Genomic DNA, 18,530 nt, shown 5'->3' on the forward strand with positions numbered 1-18,530 from the left:
CGAGCAACCGTTCTCACACGCCGCGAGACAGTCCGTCCGAGCACACAGTCTCCCGTCGAGCACATATCAGGAGGCCACTACGACGCGGTAGCGGCGACATAACAACGACCCGAACGCCGAATGCCGCTCGTATGTGTGGCATCGTTGGTGCGTACGGTCGGGTCGACGAGGAGACGCTCTCGTCGATGCTCGAGTGGATCGAACACCGAGGACCCGACGACGAAGGCCGGTACATCGACCGAGACGCAGGGGTAATGCTGGGGGCGCGACGCCTCGCCATCGTCGACCTCGAGGGCGGTTCCCAGCCAAAGTGGAACGAGGACGAGACGGTGGGCGTCGTCTTCAACGGCGAAATCTACAATCACGACGAGTTGCGAGCGTCCCTCCGACGGGACGGCCACCGCTTCGAGAGCCAGTCCGACACCGAGGTCCTGGTCCACCTCTGGGAGGAGTACGGCGACCGGATGGTCGATCACCTCGAGGGCATGTTCGCCTTCTCCATCTGGGACGCTACGTCGCAAACGATCTTTCTGGCTCGCGACCGGATGGGCATCAAGCCGCTGTACTTCGGACGAACGGACGTGGGGTACGTCTGGGGGAGCGAACTCCCTGCGCTCCTGATCGGCGGCGTGAACCGATCCATCGACCCCGCGGCCGTCTTCAATCACTTCTCGCTCGAGTACGCCCCCGGCGCGCAGACGCTGTTGCGGGACGTTCGGAAGGTGAAACCGGGACACACCGTTGAGATCGGACCCGACGGCGTTCGAGACCGCGAATACTGGAGTTTCCTCGACGTCGAAACCGGTAGCGCGGCGACGAGTTTCGCGGATGCCGCCGATCGACTGTCGACCCTACTCGAGCGATCCGTCGAACAGCGCCTCATGGCGGACGTCCCCGTCGGGGCGTTCCTCTCGGGCGGCCTCGACTCCTCGGCGATCGTCGGCATCGCCTCGAACCTCAGGGACGAGCCACTCGACACCTACTCCGTCGCCTTCAGCGACGAGCGCTTCGACGAGAGCGCGGAGGCCCGCCTCGTCGCGGATCACTTCGGGACGAACCACCACGAAGTGCACGTCGACCTCTCCTCAATGGACGTGTTCGACGACATGATTCGCCACCTCGGCGAGCCGACCGGACACCTGCAGATGCTACCACTCTTCTTGCTCTCCCAGCGCGCCCGGGAGGACGTGAAGGTCGCACTGGCCGGCGAGGGCGCCGACGAACTGTTCGCGGGGTACTCGCGGTACCAGCAGGCGCCCCAGTACAAGCGAAAGGTCGACTTCCTCCCGGGGTTCACCCACGACGTCGCCGGGGCCGTCGCCACGGTGGCGCCCGTCGGTTCCAAACACCTGCGGTACTACTCCTGGCTGAAGGACAACACCGAACTCGTCCTCCACAACACCTGCGGATTCATGCCGTTCCGTCCCGAGCCGGACGACTTCCTCACGACGGGCGAAACCACCGAGACGTCGGGCCTTCGCTCGAGCGTGAGCCAGGTGACGAGCCGGGTCGAGGACCCGACGCCGGAACAGCACATCTCGGCGTTCGAGACGAGCCAGACGCTCCCGAACTTCCACCTGTTCAAGGCCGACCACACGAGCATGGCCCAGTCACTCGAACTCCGAGTCCCGTTCCTATCCGCCGACATCGTGGAGTTCGCCCACTCGCTCCCGATCGAGTACAAGGCGACCGACCAGGACGTCAAGCGCGTGCTCAAACGCGCCGTCGGTGACCTGCTCCCCAGGGAGATCCTCGAGCGCGAGAAGATGGGGATGCGACCGCCCGTCGAGGACTGGTTCCGGGGAGACCACGACGCAATCGAACGGTGGTTCGACCGCGGGCGCCTCGAGCGGACGCCGTACGTCGACGCGGACAGGGCCGCGGGGTTGCGGGATCGCCACCGTCGCGGCGAGGAGTCGGTTGGGCGAACGCTCTGGCTGATCCTCACCTACGTCGCGTGGTATCACACATTCATCGACGAGAAGACGGCCATCGTCTGATCCTCATCGACGAGAAGACGGCCATCGTCTGATCCTCATCGACAGGAGACGGCCATCGTCTGATCCTCATCGACAGGAGACGGCCATCGTCTGATCCTCATCGACAGGAGACGGTCGGCGTCTGACCCGAAACGATTTCGGGCAGACTCGAGTCACTCCTCGGCTGCTGGAAGCGTAAACGAGAACGTCGACCCCTCGCCAGGCTCGGACTCGACCCAGAGACGCCCGCCGTGGCGTTCGACGATCCGTTGACAGAGCGCGAGGCCGATACCGGTTCCGGCCTGTTCGTCGCGACTGTGGAGGCGTTGAAACACCTCGAAGACCAGATCCTGATCCTCGGGATCGATGCCGATCCCCTCGTCGTGAACTGAGACCAGCCATCGTCGGCCGCGTCGATCGGCCGTCACTCGAATGCTCGGGGGTTCGTTACCACTGTAGGCGATCGCGTTCGTGAGGAGATTCTGGAACACCTGTCGTAGCTGGCTGACGTCGCCCTCGACGTGGGGCAGTGAGCCGACCGCGATCTCGGCGCTGCTCTCTTCGATCTGAAGGTGAAGATCCTCGATCACGTCGCCGACGACGTCGTCCAGGTCGACCGGTTCGAGCGGATCGCCCTGCGTATCCACTCGGGCGTACTGAAGGAGGCCGTCGATCATCTCGCGCATGCGGTCGGCGCCGTCGACGGCGTACTCGAGGAACTCCTCGCCATCCTCGCCGAGGTCGTCGCCGTAGCGCCGTTCGATCAGCTGGAGGTAACTCGAGACCATCCGCAGGGGCTCCTGGAGGTCGTGGCTGGCGGCGTAGGCGAACTGTTCGAGGCGCTCGTTCGAGGCCTCGAGTTTTCGCTGGCGCTCGACCTGTTCGGTGACGTCCTGGGCGATGGTCATCCCACCGAATACCGCGCCGTCGTCGGCGGTGAGCGGAACGGCACGAATAATCCACTCCCGGTGAGCATACTCCACGTCGACCGTTCGCGTCTCGCCCTCGAGGGCGTCCTGGAACGCGGCCTCGAGCGTCTCGCCGACTTCGTCCGGCCACGCCTCCCTGACGAATTGCCCCTCGAGGTCGCTCGAGGAAACGGGCAGGTCGTCGAAACCCCGTCCCGCCGCGAGCGTGTACCGGAGGTCGTCGTCGAACATCGTGACGATCCCGTTCGGGAAGTTCTCGGCGAGGGTGCGGTGGCGCTGTTCGGATTTCCTGAGTCGCCGCTGGTGTCGCTTTCGCTCGGTGACGTCTCGATCGGAGACGATGATCGAGACGACGTCACCGTCGTCGTCCGTCACCGGTCTGAAGGTCCCGTTGAGGGTGTAGCGCTCGCCGTCCGGCCGGGTGAGGTCGGCCTCGAACTCGACGTACTCGCCCGCTGCGGCGCGTTCGGTCCACTCCTTTACATCGGCCCGGACGTCGTCTCCCTCGCCCCACCACGGCGTCTCCCAGAATATCTCGCCGGTCACGTCGTCGAGGTCGGCGTCGATGTACTCCATCGCCGTCTGGTTGATGTCCATCACCGTCCCGTCTGGCTCGAGCAGGCCGACCAGGATGTTGGGATCCTCGAAGATCGCCTGGAATCGTCGCTGTGTCCGCGTGTTTTCGATCGCCGTCGCGAGTACGTTGGCGACGCTCTGGACGAAAGTCGCGTCGTGCTCTTCGAACTCGCACGCCTCGGTCGTGTGGACGCCCAGGACGCCCCACGGGTCGTCCACCGATCCGATGATGACGCTCACACCGCTTCGGACGTCGTGATCGGTCAGCAAATCGGGTCCGGAGAACCGTTCCTCGGTGCGAAGGTCGTCGACCACGACCGGCTCTTCGGTCAGAAGGGTATAGCCGGCCTGGGAGTCCCGGTCGGTCGACACCGTCCCGGTCCCCACCAGTCCGTCGTCCCAGCCGACCCCCTGTCGAAGCAAGACCGCCTCCCCGTCGGGAAGCAACTCGAGGACTTTAGCGTACTCGGCGTCGAGCGTCTCGACGAGTTCGACTGTCGCGTCGTGCATCAGCTGGTCGAGGTCGTCAGTCTCGAGCCCCTGTTGGCCGAGTTCGGCGATGGCTTCCTGCTGGCGGATGTAGGCGGCAAGTGCCGGATCTGCGTCTCCGTACGGAGATGACGGCATTCACCCCTAACGACCGCCGCGAAGCGTAAAAGCACTTGCATCAGCGACAGAACCTGTCAGTTACGGCGTCCGGAGCGAGTCGTCTCTCTGGCCCCGGAATCGAGGTCGCGGCCGGAATCTGCAGGGACGACGGTTTCACACCCACCGCGTCTATCTTCACGATGAAACGAGTCGAAAACGCCATGGCCGACCAAAATAGAGGATCAGAACGGACGACGAGCGGGAATCGAATCCGCGAGAACCGAACCGCCGTCGCCGTCGTGGGGACTGCGCTCGCCGTTGTCGTCACGGGCTGGCTGCTCGACCGACTCGGCGTGTTCGATCTGACCGACCTTCAGCCACCGGGGCTCGAGGACTTCCCGCTGTTCGTCGTGTTCGGCGGCCTCGTCGTCGTAATAGTCGCCTGGAGCCTCTGGCGGCTCGGGTCGATACTCGAGCTCAGGTGACCGCCCGAGGGTGATTCGACGGCTCTTTCTATTCGCCCGACAGCACCTCGAGTATGTCCCGTCTCGACATCCGACGAGCGACGGGCGCGGACGCCCCCGCCATCGCGCGGCTCTACCGGCAGGCCTACGCGAGCGCCGCTCAACTCGGGTACCCCTCGCGAATGACCGAGATCGACGCCGAAACCGTCGCGGAGTGGCTCGAGCGCGAGGCCGTGACGCTGGTCGCGAGCGCCAACGGCGCGGCAGTCGACACCGGCCCCGCGGCAGCCCCCACCAGCTCCACAGCCTCCACCGACGAAGACGAGTTCGTCGGTACCGTCCGTCTCCTGGAGGAGCGCGACGAACCGTACCTCGAGCGCCTGGCGGTCCACCCCGACTGGCAGGGTGAAGGGGTGGCGACGACGCTCGTCGACCGCGTCGAGGAACTCGCTCGCGACCGTGGGTACGACTGCATCCAGTTGACGACGTTCGACGAACACCCGTTCCTCCTCGAGTGGTACCGCGAACGCGGATACGAGCCGACCGAGCACCACGAATCCTCGCGTCACGACTACGCGTTCGTCTCGATGGAGAAGCCCCTCGAGTGACCGGCGTCAAGTACCTACGACGGAGACGGAGGTCCTGTCCGAAAGGAGAGATCGAACGACGGCGCGGAGTGCGTCAGCGACCCCATCGAGATCACGTCGACGCCCGTCGCCGCGTACGCGGGTACGGTCTCGAGGGTGATCCCGCCGCTGGCCTCGGTTAGAACGCGGTCGGCACCTGTACTGTCGCCGTCCCCAACTCGGAACCCGCCGTCCTGGAGCGCCGCCAGCGCCTCCTGGACCGTTTCAGGATCCATGTTGTCGAGCAGGACGATGTCGGCTCCAGACTTGGCCGCCCGAACCGCCTGGGCGGGCGACTCGACCTCCACCTCGATCTTCGTGGCGAAGGAGACGCGCTCGCGGAAGTGGGAGACGGCCGCCTCGAGCCCCATCTCGGCGACGTGGTTGTCCTTGACCATGACCATGTGCGAGAGGTCGAGGCGGTGGGTGTCGCCCCCGCCGGCGACGACGGCGCGCTTCTCGAGCCCCCGGAGACCTGGTGTGGTCTTCCGGGTCGCCGCGATTCGGGTGCGCCCTGACTCCCCGCCCTGGCGAGCCGCCTCGATCGCGCGAGCTGTCCGCGTGGCGATCCCCGAGGCGTGGCCGGCGAGGTTGACGGCGACGCGTTCGCCGCGCAACACGTCCTGCGCCGGGCCCTCGACGCGGAGAGCGACGTCGCCGATGTCGACCTCGGTGCCGTCCTCGAGGGTCTCGAACACGTCGACGTCGAGGTACTCGAACACGGCGGTCGCGGCCTCGAGCCCCGCGACGGTGCCCGCCTCTTTGGCGACGAGGCGACCAGTCGTCTCGCCTGGAACGTCGTTCGTCACGTCATGGTGGCCGAGGTCCTCGCGGAGCCAGCGGTCGATCTGTAAGTCGGAGATCATGCGAGTGTCGTTCGCGGCTGTGCGTTCCTGGCGAATAAATGCGCCCGTTTTCGGCGGGTCGATAGTTTCGTCGACAGCCCGGGTCGGGAATTGGTCCACAACCCAGGGTCGACGATCCCATCGACAACTCGAGAACCCAGACATTCAGGGTAGGGAAACAGTTACGTCGATCACCGCCCAGTCTCCGTCATGATAGACGCGTTCCTCGGTTCGCTCGCCACGCTGTTCGAGGAGGTCCCCGCCTGGCAAGCGACCCTCCTGCTCGTCGGCATCTCGTTTGGGATCGCCGCCCTCCTCGAGGTCGTGATCCTCCGGACGCTCCTGCGCTACACCAGTCGAACGAAGACCCAGTACGACAACATCCTCGTCCAGGAACTTCGGGCGCCAGTCGTGCTGACGGCCGCGCTGGCGGGCGTCTACGTGCTCACGCAGATCCCGTCGGTTACCGAAAACGTCTTGCTCACGACGGCACAACTCGACACGTTCTTCGGAAAGCCGTCGCTGTCGGTCATCGTCGTCGCCTGGGCGTTCGCGTCGAATCGTCTCGTCAACCGGTTCGTCGAGGAGGTCAAGGACAAGGGCTCGCGGTTCGACTTCGCGCCGGTCTTCTCGAACGTCTGGACGCTGATCGTGGTCGTCGGCACCATCGGCATCCTGCTGTCGCTCTGGGAGTACAGCATCTCGCCATTGCTGGGCGCGGCAGGCGTCGCCGGCATCGCCGTCGGGTTCGCCGCCCGGGACACCGTCGCCAACTTCTTCGGCGGAATCGCGCTGTACTTCGACGACACGTACAAGCTCGGCGACTACATCGAACTCGACTCCGGCGAGGCCGGCACGGTCGTCAAAGTCGGCGTCAGGTCGACGACGCTGATGATGCGCGACGAGGTGCTGATCACGGTACCGAACGCGGCGCTGAACGCCGCGAAGGTCATCAACCAGTCGGCCCCCAACCGTCGACGGCGGCTCAAAGTCCCGATCGGCGTCGCCTACGGGACGGACATCGACGCGTTCGAGGAACTCGTCCTGGAGCTGGCGGACGAAGAACCACTCGTCCTGGACTCGCCGAAGCCCCGGATGCGGTTTCGATCGTTCGGGGACTCGGCGCTCGAGTACGAACTGCTCTGCTGGGTGGCGTCACCGACCCGCGCCAACAAGGCCCGACACAAACTCAATCGAGCGATGTACAAGGCGCTGAACGCGGCGGAAATCGAGATCCCGTTCCCCCAGCGCGACGTCAATCTGCAATCGCTCGGCGTTTCCGACGAAAGTGACGTGACGGACGCATCGCCGTCGTCCGCGAGCGGCGCCAAAGCGGTCTCGAAGCGATAGGCCGTCGAATCCAACCCGAGGTCGCTGTCCCTGATCGCTATCGAGCGAGCGGCGCGTCGTCGACCACGTAGTGACACCCCGCCGACTCGGGATTCTCCCGGGCCGCACGGGCGATCAGGAGCGCGGTCACGCTCGCGTTCCGGAGTTCGTACAGGTCTCGGGCCGTGCGCGTCCGGACGTAGGCGTCGACCTCGCCCTTGAGCCGACGGAGGACGCCGGCGGCGCGGGCGACATCCTGGAGGTCGCGCTCGAGGCCCAGGTTCTCGTCCATCGTTCGCTGTAGACGGGCGAACTTCTCGGCGGCGAACCGCGGCGGGAGGTCGGGATCGCTGTTCCGGAGGGTCGGCGGTTCCAGTATTTCGGCGTCGACGTCGAGCCCCGCCGCGTGCTCGCCCGCCCGGAGTCCCCAGACCAGTCCCTCGAGGAGGCTGGTGCTCGCCAGTCGATTCGCACCGTGGACGCCCGTTCTGGCGCACTCGCCAGCGGCGTAGAGTCGCTCGAGCGAGGTCCGTCCGTGGTCGTCGACGTCGATCCCGCCACAGAGGAAGTGCTCGTAGGGGGCGACCGGGATCTCGTCGCCGTCGACGCCGCGGTCGCGACACGCCTCGGCGAGCGCGGGGAACTCCGTCTCGAACGCGATGGGGTCTACGTCCAGGACGACCTCGCCCGTGGCCTCGCGCTCGGTAGCGACGGCGCGGGCGACGACGTCGCGTGGGGCGAGTTCGGCGTCGGGGTGGTAGTCGGGCATGAACCGGTCACCGTCGCCGTTTCGCAACAGCGCGCCCTCGCCGCGGAGGGCCTCCGAGAGGAGGAACGGCTCCCCGCTTCCCGCGTACGCAGTCGGGTGAAACTGCACGTACTCGAGGTCGGCAACGTCGGCCCCCGCGAGGGCGGCCATCGCGATACCGTCGCCGGTCGCCCCCTCGGGATTCGTCGAGCGGGCGTACAGCGAGCCGATGCCGCCGGTGGCGAGGATCGTGGTGCCGGCGTAGATCGGGTGGCCCGCGGGATCGGTGTCGGTGACGACGCCGTGGACCCGCCCCTCGTGGGTGAGCAACTCGAGGGCGGCGGTGTCGTCTCGGACCTCGATGCGCTCGTGATCGTCGACGTACTCCAGGAACGGCCGGAGAATGTGTGTACCCGTCGCGGCGTCGATGTGCAGGATCCGTTCCTCGGAGTGGGCTGCCTCGCGAGCGTAGTCGAACGTGCTGGCACCGTCGCTTCCGCTGGCGCCGTCGTCCGTCGAGTCGAAGTCGATCTCGAGCGTCTCGAGCAGCACGTCCTCGACGGCGGCGTCGGCGTTCTCGACCAGGACGTCGACCGCATCGGGATCGGCGGTGCCGTCGCTGGCTGTGAGAATGTCGGCTTTCAGCGCCCGGGGATCGCCGCGGGTCGTCGAAATGCCGCCCTGGGCCCGGTCGGTGCTGGCGTCGTCGGGACGGGCGGCCTTGGTCACGAGGCAAACGTCGGCGCCTTCCCGTGCCGCGGCGAGGGCGGCCGCACAGCCCGCGATGCCGCTGCCGACGACGAGAACGTCAGCGGTGTCTGCTGTTTTTGGGTCGTTACTCATCGCTTACACCTCGAGCATCCGATCGAGGGCGATCTTCGCCAGCGCTTTCTCCTCGGGGGCGACCTCGATGACGTTGCGCTCGCGGCCTTCGACGAGTTCCTCGAGCACCCAGGCGAGGTAGTTGGGGTCGATCTGTCGCATGGCGTTGCAGTCCATGCAGGCCTCGCCACACAGCGGGAGGACGTTCACCTCGGGGTGCCAGCGCTGGAGGTGGTTCGTCAGGTGGATTTCGGTGCCGATGGCCCAGGTGTCGCCGGGGTCGGCCGCCTCGACAGTGCGGCAGATTTCGGCGGTCGAGCCGGCTCTGTCGGCCGCCTCGACGACCTCGCGACGACACTCGGGATGGACGATCACGTTCGCATCCGGATCCTCCGCGCGAATCTGCTCGATGTGCTCGACCCGGAAACGCTCGTGGACCTGGCAGTACCCCTCCCAGCAGATGATGTCGCTCTCGGCGACCTCGGCCGGATCCTTTCCCTCAGGGTCCCAGGGGTCCCACTCGGCGATTTGATCTTCCATTCCCAATCTGTGGGCGGTGTTCTCCCCGAGGTGCTTATCGGGCAAGAAGAGCACCTTGTCGCCGCGCTCGAACGCCCACTCGAAGGCGCGGTGAGCGTTCGAGGAGGTGCAGACGAGACCTCCCTGGTCGGCGCAGAACGCCTTCAGGTCGGCGTAGGAGTTCATGTACGTGATCGGGACGATGTCGGCGTCGGGTGCGGCCGCGGTGATCTCCGCCCAGGCAGCGTCGACCTGGAGGGCTTCGGCCATCCCGGCCATCGGACACGACGCCTCCATGCTCGGCAGGATCACGGTCTGGTCGTCGTCGGTGATGATGTCCGCGCTCTCGGCCATGAAGGTGACGCCGCCGAATACGACGTACTTCGCGTCGCTCTCGGCGGCCTCGACCGATAGCTGGTAGGAGTCACCGACGAAATCGGCGTGCTCGACGATCTCTCGACGCTGGTAGTTGTGTCCGAGGACGACCACGTCGTCGCCCAGTTCCTCGAGCGCTGCCTCGATCCGCGCCGTTCGCTGGTCCGCTTCGAGGTCGCGATACCTCGGTGGTAATTGCTCGAGATTATCGTACTTGAACAGACTGAGTTCGGTGTCGAGATCCGCCGTATCTAGTGTAACCATAGTCGTTTCTCGTATCTATATAGAGGTCATACCCCAGTATTGAAAATATTTTTCCTTCAAACTAGCCTGATGCAGATCGATATTTTGATGACGTACGCCGGCCCAGGCGGCTGGTCGGGTGTCGACCAGACACGAGGGCACTGCGCCTATTTCCCTGGCTCACCAACTCTCGCTATGGAACTCGAGGAACACTTCAGAGGGATTACCCGTCGCGACTGGGAGCAAGAATCGGTCGACGGCACGGTCAGAATCGCCATCGTCGGCGTCGGCGGATTCGCGCGCAACCGGGCGCTCCCGGGAATCGAAGCTGGCGAGTACTGCGAGACGACCGTCCTGGTCACGAGTTCGCCGGAGTCGGTGGCGGCGGAATCGATCGCCGCCGACGTCGACCACTGTATCGACTACGACGACTTCAAGTCGGGGGACTACGCCGACGCCTACGACGCCGTCTACGTCTCGACGCCCAACGCGCTCCACGGCGAGTACGCCATCGCGGCCGCCGAGCAGGGCGCCCACGTCATCTGTGAGAAACCGCTCGAGACGAGCGTCGAGCGCGCCCAGGAGGTCGTCGACGCCTGCGAGGACGCCGGCGTGACGCTCATGACCGCCTATCGCCACCAGACGGAGCCGATCGTTCGCCGGGCCCGAGAGGTCGTTTCCAACGGGGTAATCGGCGACGTCGTCCAGATTCACGCCGGGTTCTCACACCCGCTGCTCGAGCAGACCGACCCCGACACCTGGCGCCTCGATCCGGACCTGGCCGGCGGTGGCGCGCTCGTCGACCTGGGCATCTATCCGCTGAACTGTATCCGGTTTCTGCTCGAGTGCGAACCCGTCTGCGTCTACGCGAACACCCACACCGAGCCTCCCTTCGAGCCCGTCGACCGGGACGTGGCCTTCCAGTTCGAGTTGCAGACCGGCGCGACGGCCTCCTGTACCGCCAGCTACGACGCCCACGCGAGCAGTCAGCTGAAACTGGTCGGCACCGACGGATCGGTCCTGGTTTCCTCGCCGTTCGGCGGCGTCGTCCCCCACGAGATTCGCGTCGAGCACGGCGACGTGGGCATGGAGTACACCGGCGAGCCCACTGACGAAGTTCGCGAGGAATTCGACTACTTCGGCTACTGTGTGCTCACCGGGACGACGCCCGAACCCGACGGCCAGGACGGTGTGGCCGACCTCGCGGTAGTCAAGGCGGCCTACGAGTCCGTGGACGAGCGGTGTGAGGTTCCGGTCGACGTCGATCGGTTGTGAGTTCGTCACTCGATCGTTCGTAGGCCTTCGCGCGGTCGTGAGGTCCGTCGTTCGATCGTGAGTCCGTTATTCGAGCGCACGAGTGCGAGTGCACGTTGGGAGTACGAGAGCGAAGGCAAGCGTGAGCGAAAATCACCGTTCTCGCGTCGATGTCCAGGTTCGAGTCACCGAACGGAGCCGGCACGGGCCGTCGACGATCTGCAGTCAGCGGTTTCGAAGCCGCGTGAGCACCCCACCCACCCCGCTGGCCTCGGTCGATCCGTCCGCGGTCGATCCGTCCTCGGCCGACTCGACGCCCGAACCGTCTTCCCTGCTCTCGGCGGACGGGTCGTCGGGGCGACCGGGAGTTCGGCGCCGAATCCAGGACCGCGGACCGCCGGTGAGTCGCCCGATCCAGGATCGCGGGCCCCCGACCCGTCGCAGGAGGAGATTCGGCGCGAAGAGCGCGGCGAGTCCGCAGACGAACACGAAGCCGCCGAACAGGTACCGCCCGGAGGTGACGAAGATAGCGCCGGCGACGAACATCGGTCCGGCCAGCGAGAGGCCGAGGCCGACCTGCAGCATCCACAGGATGCCCGGGTTTTTCATCGCTCGAACGTTCGGGTCGGAGGTCCTTGATCCTCTCGGCCGGCCGTCGAGGACGTCGGTGGAACTACAACGAATCCCCTCCAACGACGAAACGCCCACATCGACGAATCGTCCACAGAAAGTGCCAAACGTTCGTCGGGTCCCGGCCTCCGGCCGACACGCTATCGTCTCCATGCCCTCGAACCACCCACCCACGCCGACGCCGGTCGAGCGCTACTACGACGCTCTCGACCACCACGAGTACGACACCCTCGAGTCGATCCTGAGCCAATCGTTCGTCCAGGAGCGGCCCGACCGTCGGTTCGAGGGGCGGGACGCCTTCGTTCGGTTCATGCGTGAGGAGCGGCCAAGCCCCGACACCGCTCACGTCATCGACGACAGTATCAGCGACGAGGACACCGTCGTGGTCGAGGGTCGCGTGCTCGAGGATGGAGGCGACGGCGACGTGCTGTTCGCGTTCGTCGACACGTTCACGATCGAGAACGGGTCGATCGTCCACCTCGAGACGCGGCTTCGGTGACGGTACGCTCGGTCGATTCTCGAATCCGTCTCGCTCGCCCCTCGAGGTGCTCACTCCGAGACGCCCCCTCCAACGCGATCACTCCGAGAGACTTACTCGTAGGTCGGCACGCGCGCGGATCGTTCCGATCCCTCCACGAACGGGAGCGCCGTCGATGTCGCTTCCACTTCGTTGCCGTCCACCCGGACCGAGAGGTCGGGGTCTTCGAGATCGTACTCGACAAGCGCGAGCGCGATCGGTTCCTCGAGGACGGGGCTGACCGCGGCGCGGGTGATCTCACCGACGGTGGCGTCGCCGTCGAAGACGGTCGCGCCGGAGGTCGGCAGGGCGTCGGTCGGCGATTCGGATTCCGGGTTGGTATCGACGTCGGACTCGAGAACCAGCCCGATCAACTTGCGACTCGGCTGCCCCCGGTTCTCGACCCGGGAGACGACCTCCTGGCCGACGTAACACCCCTTCTCGAAGTCGAGCGCCAGGTCCAGGCCGAGCACGTTCGGAATCGTGCCCTCGAGTTCCGACTCGAACAGCGGGGTGCCGGCCTCGAGCGTGAGGGTGTCCCAGGTCCGGTAGCCGAACGGGGCCGCGTTGAGCCCCTGGATCGAGAGGACCTCGTAGACGTCGGGTGCGACGTCGACGCCGCAGACGACCTCGTAGCTCTCCTCCCCGGCGAGGTCGTCGGTCCGGACGACGCTCACCCCGGCGTCGCCCATCGAGCCCCGGACGAACGTGAATCGATCCTCGGGAGCGGCGGCTCCGTTGAGTACGCTCGCAATCTTCTCGGTCGCGTTCGGACCGTGAACCCCGAAGATGGCGAACTCGTCGGTCGCCTCGCGGATCTCGACGTCCTGGATGAACACCTTCTCGGACCAGTCGGCGGCGACCTCGGCAGCGTGACCGGGCGGCGTGAAGAGGAGCAGGCGCTCGCCCGCATTGTAGACGTAGAGATCTGACTCGATTCGACCCTGGGGGTCGAGCAACAGGGCGTAGCACCCCTCGCCGTCGGCGCCCGGGACTCGGTTCGAGACGACGTTGTCGACGTACTCGAGGCGGTCGTCGCCCTCGACGACGATCACGTCGTACGCGGTCTCGATCAGCCCGACGCCGTTCCTGACGGCGCGGTGGGCGCGTTCGGGTCGCCCGTAGTGGTCGACGACCCGGCGCCCGCCGCGCTCGGTGAACGTCGCGCCGTGGTCTTCGTGGATCGACTCGATGGCGCTCGCGTGCATACCGGTACCTGGCGGCGAAGCCCTACGGCCGTTTCGGTCTCGGGCTCACTCGAGGGATGTACGATCACTGCTAACACGGCACGAAAAGCTTCAACAGGCCAGCCTCGAGACACCATCGAAATGGCCGACAAGAACGCCGTTCGCCGGAGCTACGACGAGCTGGCCCCGATATACGCAGCCCAGCGGTCGGACGACGGCCCCGGGACGGGGGTCCTCGAGCGCTTCCTGGACTCGCTCGAAGACCCCAGACGCGTTCTCGACGCGGGGTGTGGCCAGGGAACCCCGGTGCTGTCGCGGCTGGCCGAGACGACGACCGCCGTCGGGCTCGACTTCTCGCGCGAGCAGCTGGGACTGGCGACGGGGAACGCGCCGGAAGCCGGGCACGTACAGGGTGACATGACGGCACTGCCGCTCGAGGAGTCGTCGTTCGACGCAGTCGTCGCCTACTGGTCGCTGATCCACGTCCCGCTCGACGAGCACCGGACAGTGGTCGAAGAGTTCAAGCGCGTCCTCCGACCGGGTGGACGACTCCTCCTGTGTGAGGGGACGAACGCCTGGACCGGCGAGAACCTGGACTGGCTCGAGAGTGGCGTCGAGATGTCCTGGGAGATTGCGGGTGCGGAGGCGACGCGAGGCCAGTTACAAGAAGCAGGGTTCGCGGTGCTCGAGGAGTGGGGCGTGCCGGAGGAGTTCGCCAACGACGGCGAAGGTGAGGGAGAGGTCGAAATCGAGGACGACAGCGAAGGGAAAGACGAGTACGGAGAGGACAGCGAAGGGAAAGACGAGTACGGAGAGGACAGCGAAGGGAAAGACGAGTACGGAGAGGACAACGACAGCGAAGGGAAAGACGAGTACGGAGAGGACAGCGAAGGGAAAGACGAGTACGGAGAGGACAACGACAGCGAAGGCGATGGAGAAGACGAGGACCACCCGTGGACGTTCTTCGTCGCCCGACTCGAGCGGACCTGATCGCCAGCCGGTCGGCTGATGCTCGCGGCGTCGTTCGACCCGAAACAGTCACCGGAATGTCCAGTCCGCGTAACCGGAACGCTCCCGACCGAAAACACCAGTCGATGCCGTTTTTAGCTGACTGCAGCAGTTGGCTCATTCGAAATTCTTCTCTAATTACCTGTTAGTAATCATACTATCTACCGACGAATGGAGTATGCCAGACTGGAATCGAAGATCCGTATTGGCAGCTGGTGGAACGCTCGTCGCTGGAAGTGTGCTCGCTACGGCAGGAGTGACATCGGAGGGGATGGCCGAAGCCGACCTCGAAGAACCGACCGGCTGGTCGTCCTCCGGTGGGAACCCGGGAAACGCCAGATACCTGCCTGTGGACGGCGAGTTCCCGGAACCGGAGCGAGTCGCCTGGGAGTACGACCAGGGCGGAGACATCGCCGTCGTGGACGGCCGTGTGTACGTTTGCACCACCGTCTCCGAGGGGCTCCCCGAAGTTCACGCCCTGGACGCCGCGGACGGCTCCGTCCAGTGGGTGAGCGAGGAACTACCCGTCGACGAGACGCCCGCGGTGGCCGGCGATACCGTCTACGTCGGCGGCGAACAGTTGTCGGCGCTCGACGCCGCGGACGGCTCGGTCCGCTGGACGCGCGAGTTCGAGGTCGACGACCCGACCGTCTCGAGTCCGACGGTCATCTACGGACGCGTGTACACCGTCGCGAACGGAACGCTCTACGCGCTCGACCCGGCGGACGGCTCGACCGACTGGAAGCGCGAGACCGCCGAAATCCCCGACGAGGAGGAGGAACCCCGTCCGCTCGAGACGGAGCCGGTCGCCGTCGCGGGTGAACAGGTGTACGCGGTAACTGCCGACAAAGAGAAAGTGGCGGCGTTCGACGCGGCCACTGGCGAGACGGCGTGGACGTCGTCTACTGGCGAGACGATCCGCGGGCCGGCCACGGCGACAGAACAGGCGGTGTATATCCGATCTCACGCAGGGTACGAGAGTCTGGCGTTCGACCCGGAAACCGGGGAGACGAGTAAAATCAAGGGATGGGGGCCGGCCGCCGCGACCGGTGAGATCAGAGCCTCCTACGACGAAATGGGAGTGTACGTGAGTCACCTGGAACGTGGGTGGAACGATATGCGGGGTACCAGCAGGGAGTACGGAGACGGCGGGAGCGTGACGATCATCGGTGACACGCTCGTCGTCACGACCGCGACGATATGGGGGCAGGGGGAAACCGCATACGGATTCGACCTCGAGGACGGCACGAGGCGATGGGACGTGCCGTCCAAAGAGGACGGCATCGACGTGTACAAAGTACAGGCGGTCGACGAGGAGACGCTGTACGATTACGGACGCGATCTACCACAGCCAGGAGGCGACCGAATCCGGGCGTTGCGCCCGGCCGAAACGGACGAGGGGGATGACGACGCTGGGGACGACCGAGACCGCGAAGACGAGGGTGAGGACGGGGATCAGAACGAAGACGACAACGACGAATCGGAAACTGATTCCGGGGACGGTCGCGAGGACGGATCGTCCGGCGACGACCCCGATGGCGGAGACGGTGCGGACGACAGTGTGGAAGACGACGCACCCGACGAAGACGAGGTCTGCTGACGCTCCGAGCGTCAGCTCGACTCGAGCCCCGCGTCGTGGACTACGGCCCCGTCGACGAGCGTCATCGCGACGTCGATCTCGTCGATTTGCTCCGGCCGATCCCACGGTGACGCCTCGAGAACCGTGATATCCGCCTTTTTGCTGACCTCGAGCGTCCCCAGTCGGCCCTCGTCGAACCCGGCGTAGGCTGCGCCCGCGGTGTACGCCCGCAGCGCTGCCGTTACCGAGAGCCGCTGGGCCTCGACGGGCGCGTTCACCGCGTGGTGAACCCCGAGTAGCGGGTCGAGGGGCATGCAGTCCGAACCGAACGCCAGCGGAACGCCCGCCTCGAGCATCGACCGGTAGCGGTTCGTCCGCTCGCGGCGCTCGACGCCGAGGCGCTGGTCGTAGAGGCCACCCTCGCCCGCCCACTGGAGGAAGTTCGGCTGGACGGAGGCGACGATTCCCGCCTCGGCCATCCGCTCGAGGTGGTCGTCGGTCGCGAGTTCGACGTGCTCGACGCGGTGGCGGGCCGACCCGCCGTTGGCGGTTGCCTCGAACGCCGAAATCGTCTCTTCGATGGCTTCGTCGCCGATGGCGTGGACGGTGAGCTGGTAGTCGCCCTCAGCAGTGGCTTTCGCGGCGATTTCCTCGAGTTCGTCGGGGTCGACGACCCACTGGCCGCGGCCCGCTCCGGGGTCGTCGCGGTTGCTGTCGCCGTTATCGTCACCATCGCTGTCGCCGTTACCGACACCGCCGCCGCCGCCGTTACCGTCATCGCGGCTGTCGCCCCCATCCCCCGGCAGATCCGCGTACGGCTCGAACAACTTCGCCGTCCGGCCACCGAAACTCCCGTCGGTGAACGACTTGATCCCGCCCATCTCTACGAATTCGCTCCCGCCGTTCGTCGCGAGGCCCGCGTCCAGGACGCTCTCGAGGTGGTCGCTCCAGTAATCCAGTCGCACCCGGCAGGTCAGTTCGCCCGCAGCCTCGAGGTCCCGGTACACCCGCGGGGCGTGGGACTGGCGAACCTTGTCGTGGACGCTGGTTACGCCCAGCACGTTCGCGTGTTCGAGGGCGGCGATGACGAGGTCCCGTGTCTCCGCGTAGTCGGGTTCGATGGCGTCCCAGACGGCCTCGGTCGCTTCCTCGACCACGACACCGGTCGGGTCGTCGCCCTCGGTTTCGACGTCGTCGTCCGGCATCGACCCGGTCAGACGCTCGAGCGCGACCGAGTTCAGCGAGGCGGTGTGCATGTCGACGCGCATCGCGACGACGGGGCGGTCCTCGCTGACGGCATCCAGGTCCGATGCGGAGAGGTACCGGTTCTCGGGCCACTCGCTCTCGTCGTAGCCGAACCCGAGGAGCCACTCTCGGTCGCTCGCGTCGCCGGCGTGAGTCGCGAGCGCGTCGAGGGCGCCCTCGAGCGTCTCGGCCGCGGAGAGGTCGGCGTGGACCAGGTACTGCCCCAGATTCTCTACGTGCGTGTGCGCGTCGATGAATCCCGGAAGAACGGGCCGGCCCTCGCAGTCGATCACGTTGGTTTCGACGCCCTCCAGGAAGCGGACCTCGTACTCGCGGCCGACGTGGACGATCTCGCCGTCGCGGATCGCCAGCGCCTCCGTCGGATTGGGTTCGGGAGCGTCGGGGTCGGTCCCGTCCACGTCCGCCAGCGAGTAGACGCGGGCGTCGACGAGCAGCGTGTCGGCGGCTTCGGTCATGTTCGAGTGCGCGCACGGAGAGGGCAAAACGGTTGGGAAAGCGGGTGACCTCGTCGCAAAACGGTTGGAAAAGCGGACGACCGCGTCGTGACCAGCGGGCGGGTCAGAGGAGGCGGGGTATTTTGTGTAAGAAGTAGAATATCTTACCCATGGTCTCTCGTGAAAACCGCGTCATACTCGGTTCGTTCGTGTTGTTCGTTGCCACGATCGGACTGCTCATCGGTCTCGAGGCCGTCCTCGATGTCGGTCCGCTCGACTCGCCCCTCCTCACATTCCTCCTGTTTTCCGGGTTCGTGGTCGTTCTCCCGCAACTGTACCTCGCGATCACCGACGACGAGGTCTCCCCTCGCGCCCGGGTTCGATTCGCCGTCATCGCGACGCTGGTTTTCGCGGCGATGATCGGCGGGGACGCCGCCGGCTGGCAGCGGTGGGCCATCCTGGTCGTCGCCGGCGGGACGTTCGTGATCCTGGTAGGTCACGAGTTCTGGGCCGGTTATCGCACGTCGAGCGAAACCAGTTCGTCGGCGACTCGAGTCGAGCGCTCGCGGTGACGAATCAGCAACCCTTAGCACCCACCGCCCCGATTCCTCG

At 66.0% G+C, this 18,530-nt stretch carries 16 protein-coding genes; 9 read left to right on the plus strand and 7 right to left on the minus strand.

Translation table 11 applies throughout. The features are described from left to right. Nucleotides 1-131 precede the first annotated feature (131 nt). Complete coding sequence (gene asnB / locus NGM15_RS11680) at nucleotides 132-2,000, plus strand: asparagine synthase (glutamine-hydrolyzing) (RefSeq protein ID WP_253431041.1); 1,869 nt, start codon at nucleotides 132-134, stop codon at nucleotides 1,998-2,000. A gap of 152 nt (nucleotides 2,001-2,152) precedes the next feature. Here asnB and NGM15_RS11685 read toward each other — a convergent pair whose 3' ends face one another. Continuing rightward, entirely contained in the window at nucleotides 2,153-4,111 is a 1,959-nt protein-coding gene (locus NGM15_RS11685) for an ATP-binding protein (protein WP_253431044.1), read from the minus strand. 161 nt (nucleotides 4,112-4,272) lie between these two features. Between NGM15_RS11685 and NGM15_RS11690 the strand changes: the two genes are divergently transcribed. Continuing rightward, nucleotides 4,273-4,557 (plus strand): hypothetical protein, encoded by a 285-nt coding sequence (locus NGM15_RS11690; RefSeq protein WP_253431046.1) that lies wholly within the window; start codon nucleotides 4,273-4,275, stop codon nucleotides 4,555-4,557. Nucleotides 4,558-4,610: 53 nt separating this feature from the next. Continuing rightward, on the plus strand, nucleotides 4,611-5,144 hold the full coding sequence (locus tag NGM15_RS11695; RefSeq protein ID WP_253431049.1) for a GNAT family N-acetyltransferase: 534 nt from the start codon (nucleotides 4,611-4,613) through the stop codon (nucleotides 5,142-5,144). Between the two features lie 14 nt (nucleotides 5,145-5,158). On the opposite strand, the gene nadC is transcribed toward NGM15_RS11695, so the two are convergent. Then, complete coding sequence (gene nadC, locus NGM15_RS11700) at nucleotides 5,159-6,028, minus strand: carboxylating nicotinate-nucleotide diphosphorylase (protein WP_253431052.1); 870 nt, start codon at nucleotides 6,026-6,028, stop codon at nucleotides 5,159-5,161. A 189-nt stretch (nucleotides 6,029-6,217) separates the two neighbouring features. Here nadC and NGM15_RS11705 point away from each other — a divergent pair, with 189 nt between their 5' ends. After that, a complete protein-coding gene (locus tag NGM15_RS11705) occupies nucleotides 6,218-7,357 on the plus strand; it encodes a mechanosensitive ion channel family protein (RefSeq protein WP_253431055.1) in 1,140 nt (379 codons plus the stop codon). A 37-nt stretch (nucleotides 7,358-7,394) separates the two neighbouring features. Here NGM15_RS11705 and NGM15_RS11710 read toward each other — a convergent pair whose 3' ends face one another. Both NGM15_RS11710 and nadA read right to left on the minus strand, forming a co-directional pair. Continuing rightward, complete coding sequence (locus NGM15_RS11710) at nucleotides 7,395-8,927, minus strand: L-aspartate oxidase (protein ID WP_253431058.1); 1,533 nt, start codon at nucleotides 8,925-8,927, stop codon at nucleotides 7,395-7,397. Nucleotides 8,928-8,930: 3 nt separating this feature from the next. Further along, complete coding sequence (gene nadA / locus NGM15_RS11715) at nucleotides 8,931-10,064, minus strand: quinolinate synthase NadA (RefSeq protein WP_253431061.1); 1,134 nt, start codon at nucleotides 10,062-10,064, stop codon at nucleotides 8,931-8,933. A gap of 174 nt (nucleotides 10,065-10,238) precedes the next feature. On the opposite strand from nadA, the gene gfo6 reads away from it, so the two are divergent. After that, a complete protein-coding gene (gene gfo6, locus NGM15_RS11720) occupies nucleotides 10,239-11,318 on the plus strand; it encodes a D-xylose 1-dehydrogenase Gfo6 (protein WP_253431064.1) in 1,080 nt (359 codons plus the stop codon). Nucleotides 11,319-11,522: 204 nt separating this feature from the next. Here gfo6 and NGM15_RS11725 read toward each other — a convergent pair whose 3' ends face one another. Beyond that, nucleotides 11,523-11,906, minus strand: coding sequence for a hypothetical protein (locus tag NGM15_RS11725; protein ID WP_253431066.1), 384 nt, complete (start codon nucleotides 11,904-11,906; stop codon nucleotides 11,523-11,525). A gap of 58 nt (nucleotides 11,907-11,964) precedes the next feature. Here NGM15_RS11725 and NGM15_RS11730 point away from each other — a divergent pair, with 58 nt between their 5' ends. Beyond that, nucleotides 11,965-12,426 (plus strand): nuclear transport factor 2 family protein, encoded by a 462-nt coding sequence (locus NGM15_RS11730; RefSeq protein ID WP_311136445.1) that lies wholly within the window; start codon nucleotides 11,965-11,967, stop codon nucleotides 12,424-12,426. Nucleotides 12,427-12,518: 92 nt separating this feature from the next. Here the strand turns inward: NGM15_RS11730 and ygfZ are convergent, their stop codons facing one another. Continuing rightward, nucleotides 12,519-13,652: a CAF17-like 4Fe-4S cluster assembly/insertion protein YgfZ gene (ygfZ, locus tag NGM15_RS11735; protein WP_253431069.1), complete on the minus strand. Its 1,134-nt coding sequence runs from the start codon at nucleotides 13,650-13,652 to the stop codon at nucleotides 12,519-12,521. Nucleotides 13,653-13,772: 120 nt separating this feature from the next. Here ygfZ and NGM15_RS11740 point away from each other — a divergent pair, with 120 nt between their 5' ends. Both NGM15_RS11740 and NGM15_RS11745 read left to right on the plus strand, forming a co-directional pair. After that, the gene (locus NGM15_RS11740) at nucleotides 13,773-14,621 is read left to right on the plus strand and encodes a class I SAM-dependent methyltransferase (protein WP_311136446.1); all 849 of its coding nucleotides are present in this window, start codon (nucleotides 13,773-13,775) and stop codon (nucleotides 14,619-14,621) included. 223 nt (nucleotides 14,622-14,844) lie between these two features. Then, the gene (locus NGM15_RS11745) at nucleotides 14,845-16,239 is read left to right on the plus strand and encodes a PQQ-binding-like beta-propeller repeat protein (protein WP_253431072.1); all 1,395 of its coding nucleotides are present in this window, start codon (nucleotides 14,845-14,847) and stop codon (nucleotides 16,237-16,239) included. 11 nt (nucleotides 16,240-16,250) lie between these two features. Here the strand turns inward: NGM15_RS11745 and NGM15_RS11750 are convergent, their stop codons facing one another. Next, nucleotides 16,251-17,939, minus strand: coding sequence for an amidohydrolase (locus NGM15_RS11750; RefSeq protein ID WP_253431075.1), 1,689 nt, complete (start codon nucleotides 17,937-17,939; stop codon nucleotides 16,251-16,253). Between the two features lie 149 nt (nucleotides 17,940-18,088). On the opposite strand from NGM15_RS11750, the gene NGM15_RS11755 reads away from it, so the two are divergent. Continuing rightward, nucleotides 18,089-18,490 (plus strand): hypothetical protein, encoded by a 402-nt coding sequence (locus NGM15_RS11755; protein WP_253431078.1) that lies wholly within the window; start codon nucleotides 18,089-18,091, stop codon nucleotides 18,488-18,490. The last annotated feature ends 40 nt before the right edge of the window (nucleotides 18,491-18,530 follow it).

Source organism: Natronosalvus halobius (assembly GCF_024138145.1).
Taxonomy (GTDB): domain Archaea; phylum Halobacteriota; class Halobacteria; order Halobacteriales; family Natrialbaceae; genus Natronosalvus; species Natronosalvus halobius.

Bases quoted from the DNA above. Each gene is read 5' to 3' on its own strand.
- nadC (WP_253431052.1), bottom strand. From the start codon at position 6,028: ATGATCTCCGACTTACAGATCGACCGCTGGCTCCGCGAGGACCTCGGC.
- ygfZ (WP_253431069.1), bottom strand. From the start codon at position 13,652: ATGCACGCGAGCGCCATCGAGTCGATCCACGAAGACCACGGCGCGACG.
- NGM15_RS11705 (WP_253431055.1), top strand. From the start codon at position 6,218: ATGATAGACGCGTTCCTCGGTTCGCTCGCCACGCTGTTCGAGGAGGTC.
- nadA (WP_253431061.1), bottom strand. From the start codon at position 10,064: ATGGTTACACTAGATACGGCGGATCTCGACACCGAACTCAGTCTGTTC.
- NGM15_RS11685 (WP_253431044.1), bottom strand. From the start codon at position 4,111: ATGCCGTCATCTCCGTACGGAGACGCAGATCCGGCACTTGCCGCCTAC.
- NGM15_RS11690 (WP_253431046.1), top strand. From the start codon at position 4,273: ATGAAACGAGTCGAAAACGCCATGGCCGACCAAAATAGAGGATCAGAA.
- NGM15_RS11755 (WP_253431078.1), top strand. From the start codon at position 18,089: ATGGTCTCTCGTGAAAACCGCGTCATACTCGGTTCGTTCGTGTTGTTC.
- gfo6 (WP_253431064.1), top strand. From the start codon at position 10,239: ATGGAACTCGAGGAACACTTCAGAGGGATTACCCGTCGCGACTGGGAG.
- NGM15_RS11750 (WP_253431075.1), bottom strand. From the start codon at position 17,939: ATGACCGAAGCCGCCGACACGCTGCTCGTCGACGCCCGCGTCTACTCG.
- NGM15_RS11725 (WP_253431066.1), bottom strand. From the start codon at position 11,906: ATGAAAAACCCGGGCATCCTGTGGATGCTGCAGGTCGGCCTCGGCCTC.
- NGM15_RS11710 (WP_253431058.1), bottom strand. From the start codon at position 8,927: ATGAGTAACGACCCAAAAACAGCAGACACCGCTGACGTTCTCGTCGTC.
- asnB (WP_253431041.1), top strand. From the start codon at position 132: ATGTGTGGCATCGTTGGTGCGTACGGTCGGGTCGACGAGGAGACGCTC.
- NGM15_RS11695 (WP_253431049.1), top strand. From the start codon at position 4,611: ATGTCCCGTCTCGACATCCGACGAGCGACGGGCGCGGACGCCCCCGCC.
- NGM15_RS11740 (WP_311136446.1), top strand. From the start codon at position 13,773: ATGGCCGACAAGAACGCCGTTCGCCGGAGCTACGACGAGCTGGCCCCG.